Here is a 331-nt window from a genome sequence, read left to right as displayed (position 1 = left end):
GCCGTTGTTGCCGGTGCCCGTTGCAACTAACTTTGACGCCGATGGCACGGTGGTCATGCCGGGGGCGGACTCAAACAGTGGCGTCTATCAGGTCAAGGACAAACTGGCGCCTATCGATGCAGCTATCGCAGTAAGCAACAAGGCCTGGTCTCCCGAAAGCGCCAAGCACACCCGGCTGGAGTCGATCGACGAAACCGTCGCCTTCAAGCACGGGCGTGATATTGGCAGCGTTCAGGAGGCCCTCAATGAAGGCAAGGAAATATCTGAAATCACCCACGTGTTTGCCGCCCGAGCGACAGACAGCGGCAAGGTGCTGGTGACGCGTTCAGAA

At 58.6% G+C, this 331-nt stretch carries 1 pseudogene; it reads left to right on the top strand.

The features are described from left to right. Positions 1–331: pseudogene (locus FW796_RS31900) on the top strand (T6SS effector phospholipase Tle3 domain-containing protein); the annotation flags it as partial.

The sequence above is a fragment of the Pseudomonas sp. 910_21 genome, assembly GCF_052850735.1.
This window is presented reverse-complemented; position numbering and strand designations above follow the sequence as displayed.